The following is a 7,741-nucleotide window of genomic DNA, read 5'->3' as shown; positions in this document are numbered from 1 at the left end:
GCGGCCGCCACCGCCGCCGCGACCGCCGCCGCGGTGCTCGCCGCCGCCGCGGCGGCGCTCACGGCCACCGCCGCCGCCCGCGGCGCGCTGCTGCGCGGCCTTCTGCTCCCGCTCGGCGCGCGTCGCCGCGGCCTCGCCCTTGTAGATCCACACCTTGACGCCGATGCGGCCGAACGTCGTCCGGGCCTCGTAGAAGCCGTAGTCGATGTCGGCGCGCAGCGTGTGCAGCGGGACCTGGCCCTCGCGGTAGAACTCCGACCGCGACATCTCAGCGCCGCCGAGGCGGCCGCCGCACTGGACCTTGATGCCCTTGGCGCCGGACTTCATCGCGGACTGGATCGCCTTGCGCATGGCGCGGCGGAACGCGACCCGGCTGGACAGCTGCTCGGCCACGCCCTGCGCGACGAGCTGCGCGTCGATCTCGGGGTTCTTCACCTCGAGGATGTTCAGCCGGACCTGCTTGCCGGTCAGCTTCTCCAGGTCGCCGCGCAGGCGCTCGGCCTCCGCGCCGCGCCGGCCGATGACGATGCCCGGCCGGGCGGTGTGGATGTTGACCTCGACACGGTCACGGGTCCGCTCGATCTCCACCTTGGAGATGCCCGCCCGGTCCATGCCCTTCTGCAGCATGCGCCGGATCTGGACGTCTTCCTTGACGTAGTCCTTGTAGAGCTTGTCGGCGAACCACACGGACTTGTGGTCGGTGGTGATGCCGAGCCGGAACCCGTGCGGGTTGATCTTCTGACCCACTACCGGGCCCTCCTCGTCTTCTTACCGCCGCCCGACGCGGAAACCGCGTCGTCCCGCGACTCCACGACCACCGTGATGTGGCTCGTGCGCTTGTTGATGCGGTAAGCCCGGCCCTGGGCGCGGGGGCGGAAACGCTTGAGCGTCGGCCCCTCGTCCACCCACGCACGGCTCACGACGAGCGTGTCCGAGTCGAGCTTGAAGTTGTGCTCGGCGTTGGCGATGGCACTCGCCAGCACCTTGCCCACCGGCTCACTCGCAGCCTGGGGGGCGAACCGCAGCACCGCCTGAGCCTCCGCGGCAGGCAGGCCGCGGATGAGGTCCACCACGCGGCGGGCCTTCCTGGGCGTGACGCGGATGTACCGCGCCTGGGCCCTGGCTTCCATCGCTGTTCCTCTCCGTACGATCTACTGCTCTGCCTGCTCAGCCTCGGCGGCTGCGGCGGTCTTCCTTGACGTGGCTGCGGAACGTGCGCGTCGGCGCGAACTCGCCGAGCTTGTGTCCCACCATGGCGTCGGTGATGAACACCGGCACGTGCTTGCGGCCGTCGTGCACGGCGATCGTGTGACCGATCATGTCCGGCACGATCATGGAGCGCCGCGACCACGTCTTGATGACGTTCTTGGTGCCCTTCTCGTTCTGGACGTCCACCTTCTTCATCAGGTGGTCGTCCACGAACGGGCCCTTCTTAAGGCTACGTGGCATGACGAGCGACTCCTACCGCTTCTTCTTGCTGCGACGACGGACGATCAGCCGGTCGCTCGACTTGTTCGCCTGGCGAGTGCGGCCTTCCTTCTTACCGGCGGGGTTCACCGGGTGGCGGCCACCGGAGGTCTTGCCCTCACCACCACCGTGCGGGTGGTCGATCGGGTTCATGGCGACACCGCGGACGGTCGGGCGCTTGCCCTTCCACCGCATCCGGCCGGCCTTGCCCCAGTTGATGTTCGACTGCTCGGCGTTGCCGACCTCGCCGACCGTCGCGCGGCAGCGCACGTCCACCATCCGCATCTCGCCCGAGGGCATGCGCAGCGTGGCGTACTTGCCCTCCTTGGCCAGCAGCTGGACGCCGGCGCCCGCGCTGCGGGCGATCTTGGCGCCGCCGCCGGGGCGGAGCTCGATGGCGTGCACGACCGTACCGGTCGGGATGTTGCGCAGCGGCAGGCAGTTGCCCGGCTTGATGTCCGCGCCCGGCCCGTTCTCCACCCGGTCGCCCTGCTTGAGGCCGCGCGGGGCGAGGATGTAGCGCTTCTCGCCGTCCACGTAGTGCAGCAGCGCGATCCGCGCGGTGCGGTTCGGGTCGTACTCGATGTGCGCGACCTTGGCCGGCACGCCGTCCTTGTCGTGCCGGCGGAAGTCGATCAGGCGGTAGGCGCGCTTGTGCCCGCCGCCCTGGTGCCGGGTCGTGATGCGGCCGTGGTTGTTGCGGCCGCCCTTCTTGGGGAGCGGACGCAGCAGCGACTTCTCCGGCTCGTCGCGCGTGATCTCGACGAAGTCGGCCACGCTGGAGCCGCGACGCCCCGGAGTCGTCGGCTTGTAGTTACGGATGCCCATCTTTTTCGTTCATCCCTTAATCTGCTCCGGCGCCGGCCTAGGCCGGGCCGCCGAAGATGTCGATCCGCTCGCCCTCGGCCAGGCTGACGATGGCGCGCTTGGTGTCCTTGCGCTTGCCGTAGCCGAACCGGGTGCGCTTGCGCTTGCCCTGGCGGTTGAGCGTGTTCACGTTCGTCACCTTGACGCCGAACACCGACTCGACGGCCTGCTTGATCTGCGTCTTGTTGGCGTCCGGGCGGACGATGAACGTGTACTTGTTCTCGTCCAGCAGCCCGTAGCTCTTCTCCGAGACGACCGGCGCGATGATGACGTCGCGGGGGTCGGCGATCTTGTTCATGTGCGACCCTCCTTACTTCTTCGCCGCGCGCGAGATGAACTCGTCGTACGCCGTCTTCGTGAAGACGACGTCGTCGTTCACCAGCACGTCGTAGGTGTTGAGCTGGTCGGAGACGAGCACGTGCACGCTCGGCTCGTTGCGCAGGCTCTTCCAGGTCAGCTCGTCCTCGCGGTCCAGGACCAGGAGGACGCGGGTGGCCTCGGTGACCTCGCGCAGCGCCTTCAGCGCCGTCTTCGTCTTCGGGGTGTCGCCCTCGATGAGGCTGTCGACGACGTGCACCCGGCCGTAGCGGGCGCGGTCGGACAGGGCGCCGCGGAGCGCGGCAGCCTTCATCTTCTTGGGCGTCTTCTGCGCGTAGTCCCGCGGCTGCGGGCCGTGCACGGTGCCGCCGCCGGCGAACTGGGGCGCGCGGATCGAGCCCTGGCGGGCGCGGCCGGTGCCCTTCTGCCGGTACGGCTTCTTGCCGCCGCCGCGAACCTCGCCGCGGGTCTTGGCCGAGTGCGTGCCCTGGCGCGCCGCGGCCAGCTGCGCCACCACGACCTGGTGGATCAGCGGCACGCTGGTCTTCGCGTCGAAGACCTCGGCGGGCAGGTCGATGTCGAGCTTGGAGGTCACTTGCCCGTCCCCTTCACTGCGTCGCGGACCAGCACCACGCCGCCGTTGGGACCGGGAACCGCGCCCTTGATGAGCAGCAGGTTCTTCTCCGCGTCGATGGCGTGGACGGTCAGGTTCTGCACGGTGGTACGGGCGTTGCCGTGCCGTCCCGCCATGCGGAGGCCCTTGAAGACGCGACCGGGGGTCGCGCAGCCGCCGATCGAGCCCGGCGAGCGGTGCTTGCGCTGCGTGCCGTGCGAAGCGCTGAGGCCCTTGAACCCGTGGCGCTTCATGACACCGGCGGTGCCCTTGCCCTTGCTCGTACCGGTGACGTCGATCTTCTGGCCGGCCTCGAAGACGTCGGCGGTGATCTCCTGGCCGAGTTCGTACCCGGTGGTGTCGTCCGCCCGCAGTTCGACGAGGTAGCGGCGCGGCGTCACGCCGGCCTTCTCGAAGTGACCCGTGCGCGGCTTGTTCACCTTGCGCGGGTCGATCTGCCCGAACCCGATCTGGACGGCGCTGTAGCCGTCCTTCTCCTGGCTCTTGAGCTGGGTCACGACACACGGCCCGGCCTGGACGACGGTCACCGGAACGATCCGGCCCTCATCGTCGAAGACCTGGGTCATGCCGAGCTTCTCGCCCAGGACGCCCTTCCTCTGCGTACTCATTCTCGGTGCGTCCCTCAGAGCTTGATCTCGATGTCAACGCCGGCCGGAAGGTCGAGCCGCATCAGCGAGTCGACCGTCTTGGGCGTCGGGTCGATGATGTCGATCAACCGCTTGTGCGTGCGCATCTCGAAGTGCTCGCGGCTGTCCTTGTACTTGTGCGGCGAGCGGATGACGCAGTACACGTTCTTCTCGGTCGGCAGCGGCACCGGGCCCGCGACCTTGGCGCCCGTCCGCGTCACCGTCTCAACGATCTTCTTCGCGGAGGTGTCGATGACCTCGTGGTCGTAGGCCTTGAGCCGGATGCGGATCTTCTGTCCCGCCATGGTGGCCTCGGTGTCCTTTGCTGTAGTGCCGCTGTTTACTTCATGGTCGTGACGCGGCGGCCCGGCTCGGGGTGCCCCAGCGGCCGGGCCGCCGCGCAACGAGTGGTCTTACTTGATGACCTTGGTGACGCGACCGGCGCCGACCGTCCGGCCACCCTCGCGGATGGCGAACTTCAGGCCCTCCTCCATGGCGACGGGCTGGATCAGCTCGACGCGCATCTCGGTGTTGTCGCCCGGCATGACCATCTCGGTGCCCTCGGGGAGGTTCACCACGCCGGTGACGTCCGTGGTCCGGAAGTAGAACTGCGGACGGTAGTTGTTGAAGAACGGCGTGTGGCGGCCGCCCTCGTCCTTGGACAGGATGTAGACCTGCGCCTCGAACTCGGTGTGCGGGGTGTTCGTGCCCGGCTTGATGACGCACTGGCCGCGCTCGACGTCCTCGCGCTTGATGCCGCGCAGGAGCAGGCCGACGTTGTCGCCCGCCTGGCCCTGGTCGAGCAGCTTGCGGAACATCTCGACACCGGTGACGGTCGTCGAGGTGGACTCCGGCTTGATGCCGATGATGTCGACGGTCTCGTTGACGTTGACGACACCGCGCTCGATGCGGCCGGTCACGACGGTGCCGCGGCCGGTGATCGAGAAGACGTCCTCGATCGGCATCAGGAACGGCTTGTCGGTGTCGCGCACCGGCTCCGGCACGTTCTCGTCGACGGCGGTCATGAGCTCGACGATGGACTCGGCCCACTTCTCGTCGCCCTGCAGCGCCTGGTAGGCGGAGACGCGGATGACCGGGACGTCGTCGCCCGGGAACTCGTACTCGGAGAGCAGCTCGCGGACCTCGAGCTCGACGAGCTCCAGGATCTCCTCGTCGTCCACCATGTCGCACTTGTTCAGCGCGACGACGATGTAGGGGACGCCGACCTGGCGGGCCAGGAGCACGTGCTCCTTGGTCTGCGGCATCGGGCCGTCGGTGGCGGCGACCACCAGGATGGCGCCGTCCATCTGCGCCGCACCGGTGATCATGTTCTTGATGTAGTCGGCGTGACCCGGGCAGTCGACGTGCGCGTAGTGGCGGGCCTCGGTCTGGTACTCGACGTGCGAGATCGAGATCGTGATGCCGCGCTCGCGCTCCTCCGGCGCCTTGTCGATGTCCTCGAACGGCGTGAAGGGGTTGAGGTCCGGGTACTTGTCGTGGAGCACCTTGGTGATCGCCGCGGTAAGCGTGGTCTTACCGTGGTCGATGTGTCCAATGGTGCCGATGTTCACGTGCGGCTTCGTCCGCTCGAACTTGGCCTTCGCCACTGGTTGCTCCTTGTTGCGATCCTCGGCCGTCTAGACGACCGCTTCGATGTACGTCCTGGTGATCTGTGTGGGCAGGCCCGGGTGCTTATTCGCCCCGCGCCTTGGCGATGATCTCCTGCGCCACGTTCGCGGGAACCTCGGCGTAGGAGTCGAACTGCATCGTGAAAACAGCCCGGCCCTGGGTCTTGCTGCGCAGATCACCCACGTAGCCGAACATCTCCGACAGCGGCACCAGCGCCTTGATGACGCGCATGCCGTTCCGCTCGTCCATGGACTGGACCTGACCGCGGCGGCTGTTGAGGTCGCCGATCACGTCGCCCATGTTGTCCTCGGGCGTGGTGACCTCGACCGCCATCATCGGCTCCAGCAGCGTGGGGGACGCCTTGCGGGCGGCCTCCTTGAACGCCATGGAACCGGCGACCTTGAACGCCATCTCCGACGAGTCGACCTCGTGGTAGGCGCCGTCCCGCAGGGTGACCTTGACCCCCACCATCGGGTAGCCGGCCAGGACACCGAAGTCGGCGGCCTCCTGGCAGCCCGCGTCCACCGACGGGATGTACTCCCGGGGGATGCGGCCGCCGGTGACCTTGTTCTCGAACTCGTAGCCGTCGGACCCGCCGCCGAGCGGCTCCAGGTCGATGATCACGCGGCCGAACTGGCCGGAGCCACCCGTCTGCTTCTTGTGGGTGTACTCGACCTTCTCGACCTTGCGGGTGATCGTCTCCCGGTAGGCGACCTGCGGCTTGCCGACGTTGGCCTCGACCTTGAACTCGCGCTTCATCCGGTCGACGAGGATCTCCAGGTGGAGCTCGCCCATGCCGGAGATCACGGTCTGGCCGGTGTCCTCCTCGGTGCGGACCTGGAAGGACGGGTCCTCCTCGGCCAGCCGCTGGATCGCGGTGCCCAGCTTCTGCTGGTCGGCCTTGGTCTTCGGCTCGATCGCGACGTGGATGACCGGCGCCGGGAAGTTCATCGACTCCAGGACGATCGGATCCTTGTCGTCGGACAGCGTCTCACCGGTGGTGGTCTGCTTGAGGCCCATCACCGCGACGATGTCGCCGGCGCCCGCGCGCTCGATCTCGGTGCGCTTGTTGGCGTGCATCCGGTAGATCTTGCCGATGCGCTCCTTGCGCTCCTTCACCGAGTTCATGACGGCCGTGCCCGACTCCAGCACGCCGGAGTAGATGCGCACGAACGTCAGCTTGCCCAGGTGCGGGTCGCTGGCGATCTTGAAGGCGAGCGCGGAGAACGGCTCGTCCTCGCTCGGCAGCCGCTTGAGCACCTTCTCCTCGTCGCGGACGGCGTGGCCCTCGATGGCCTCGACGTCCAGCGGGGAGGGCAGGTAGCGGACGATGCCGTCCAGCAGCGGCTGGACGCCCTTGTTCTTGAAGGCCGTCCCGCACATGACCGGGGTGAGCTTCGCGCCGACCGTCGCCCGGCGGATGCCGGCGTGGAGCTGCTCGACGGTGGGCTCCTCGCCCTCCAGGTACAGCTCCATGATCTCGTCGTCGTTCTCGGCGAGCGTCTCGACGAGCTTGTCGCGCCATTCGCGGGCCGTGTCGGCGTGCGACTCGGGGATGTCGAGCGTGTCGTACATCTCGCCGAGCTTGGCCTCCTCGTTCCAGACGAGGGCCTTCATGTTGACCAGGTCGATGACGCCCTTGAAGTCGGCCTCGGCGCCGATCGGGAGCTGCAGCGCGAGCGGCGTCGCGTTCAGCCGGTTCTCGATCATGTCGACGCAGCGGTGGAACTCCGCGCCGACCCGGTCCATCTTGTTGACGAAGCACATGCGGGGCACGTCGTAGCGGTCGGCCTGGCGCCACACCGTCTCGGACTGGGGCTCCACGCCCGCGACGCCGTCGAACACCGCGACCGCACCGTCCAGCACCCGGAGATTGCGCTCCACCTCGACGGTGAAGTCGACGTGCCCGGGGGTGTCGATGATGTTGATCGTGTGATCGGTCTCGTCCACGGCCCAGTGGCAGGTCGTGGCCGCCGACGTGATCGTGATGCCCCGTTCCTGCTCCTGCTCCATCCAGTCCATGGTGGCGGAGCCTTCGTGGGTCTCACCGATCTTGTAGCTCATCCCCGTGTAGTAGAGGATGCGCTCGGTCGTCGTGGTCTTGCCCGCGTCGATATGGGCCATGATCCCGATGTTGCGGACCTTGGCCAGGTCCACACCGGTTTTGGTAGCCACTGTCGTCCTCGCGTCGTCTCGTCGT

At 67.9% G+C, this 7,741-nt stretch carries 10 protein-coding genes; all 10 read right to left on the bottom strand.

The features are described from left to right. Positions 1-747 (bottom strand): 30S ribosomal protein S3 (gene rpsC / locus ABFX46_RS15270; RefSeq protein WP_346042697.1); only part of this gene is annotated, 747 nt, incomplete at its 3' end. Then, positions 747-1,130 carry a 50S ribosomal protein L22 gene (gene rplV / locus ABFX46_RS15265; protein WP_138636308.1) on the bottom strand — a complete coding sequence of 128 codons (384 nt, stop codon included), beginning with the start codon at positions 1,128-1,130 and terminating at the stop codon, positions 747-749. The genes rplV and rpsC, both read right to left, overlap by 1 nt. A gap of 37 nt (positions 1,131-1,167) precedes the next feature. Further along, complete coding sequence (gene rpsS / locus ABFX46_RS15260; RefSeq protein WP_067807019.1) at positions 1,168-1,449, bottom strand: 30S ribosomal protein S19; 282 nt, start codon at positions 1,447-1,449, stop codon at positions 1,168-1,170. 12 nt (positions 1,450-1,461) lie between these two features. After that, positions 1,462-2,295, bottom strand: coding sequence for a 50S ribosomal protein L2 (gene rplB, locus ABFX46_RS15255; protein ID WP_089324463.1), 834 nt, complete (start codon positions 2,293-2,295; stop codon positions 1,462-1,464). A 37-nt stretch (positions 2,296-2,332) separates the two neighbouring features. After that, on the bottom strand, positions 2,333-2,632 hold the full coding sequence (gene rplW, locus ABFX46_RS15250) for a 50S ribosomal protein L23 (protein ID WP_163056863.1): 300 nt from the start codon (positions 2,630-2,632) through the stop codon (positions 2,333-2,335). 12 nt (positions 2,633-2,644) lie between these two features. Continuing rightward, positions 2,645-3,247 carry a 50S ribosomal protein L4 gene (gene rplD, locus ABFX46_RS15245; protein ID WP_346042696.1) on the bottom strand — a complete coding sequence of 201 codons (603 nt, stop codon included), beginning with the start codon at positions 3,245-3,247 and terminating at the stop codon, positions 2,645-2,647. Then, complete coding sequence (gene rplC / locus ABFX46_RS15240) at positions 3,244-3,894, bottom strand: 50S ribosomal protein L3 (protein WP_131942721.1); 651 nt, start codon at positions 3,892-3,894, stop codon at positions 3,244-3,246. Before rplC ends, rplD begins: the two co-directional genes overlap by 4 nt. 14 nt (positions 3,895-3,908) lie before the next feature. Beyond that, positions 3,909-4,217: a 30S ribosomal protein S10 gene (gene rpsJ, locus ABFX46_RS15235; RefSeq protein ID WP_018657599.1), complete on the bottom strand. Its 309-nt coding sequence runs from the start codon at positions 4,215-4,217 to the stop codon at positions 3,909-3,911. A 108-nt stretch (positions 4,218-4,325) separates the two neighbouring features. Continuing rightward, positions 4,326-5,519: an elongation factor Tu gene (gene tuf, locus ABFX46_RS15230; RefSeq protein WP_301173918.1), complete on the bottom strand. Its 1,194-nt coding sequence runs from the start codon at positions 5,517-5,519 to the stop codon at positions 4,326-4,328. A gap of 85 nt (positions 5,520-5,604) precedes the next feature. Beyond that, entirely contained in the window at positions 5,605-7,716 is a 2,112-nt protein-coding gene (gene fusA / locus ABFX46_RS15225) for an elongation factor G (protein WP_346042692.1), read from the bottom strand. Positions 7,717-7,741 lie beyond the last annotated feature (25 nt).

Source organism: Actinomadura chokoriensis, from assembly GCF_039529475.1.
Taxonomy (GTDB): Bacteria; Actinomycetota; Actinomycetes; order Streptosporangiales; family Streptosporangiaceae; genus Spirillospora; species Spirillospora bangladeshensis.
The sequence above is the reverse complement of the archived record's forward strand: the minus strand, read 5'-3'. Positions and strand labels throughout refer to the sequence as shown.

Bases quoted from the DNA above. Each gene is read 5' to 3' on its own strand.
- rplV (WP_138636308.1), bottom strand. From the start codon at position 1,130: ATGGAAGCCAGGGCCCAGGCGCGGTACATCCGCGTCACGCCCAGGAAG.
- rpsS (WP_067807019.1), bottom strand. From the start codon at position 1,449: ATGCCACGTAGCCTTAAGAAGGGCCCGTTCGTGGACGACCACCTGATG.
- rplB (WP_089324463.1), bottom strand. From the start codon at position 2,295: ATGGGCATCCGTAACTACAAGCCGACGACTCCGGGGCGTCGCGGCTCC.
- rplW (WP_163056863.1), bottom strand. From the start codon at position 2,632: ATGAACAAGATCGCCGACCCCCGCGACGTCATCATCGCGCCGGTCGTC.
- rplC (WP_131942721.1), bottom strand. From the start codon at position 3,894: ATGAGTACGCAGAGGAAGGGCGTCCTGGGCGAGAAGCTCGGCATGACC.
- rpsJ (WP_018657599.1), bottom strand. From the start codon at position 4,217: ATGGCGGGACAGAAGATCCGCATCCGGCTCAAGGCCTACGACCACGAG.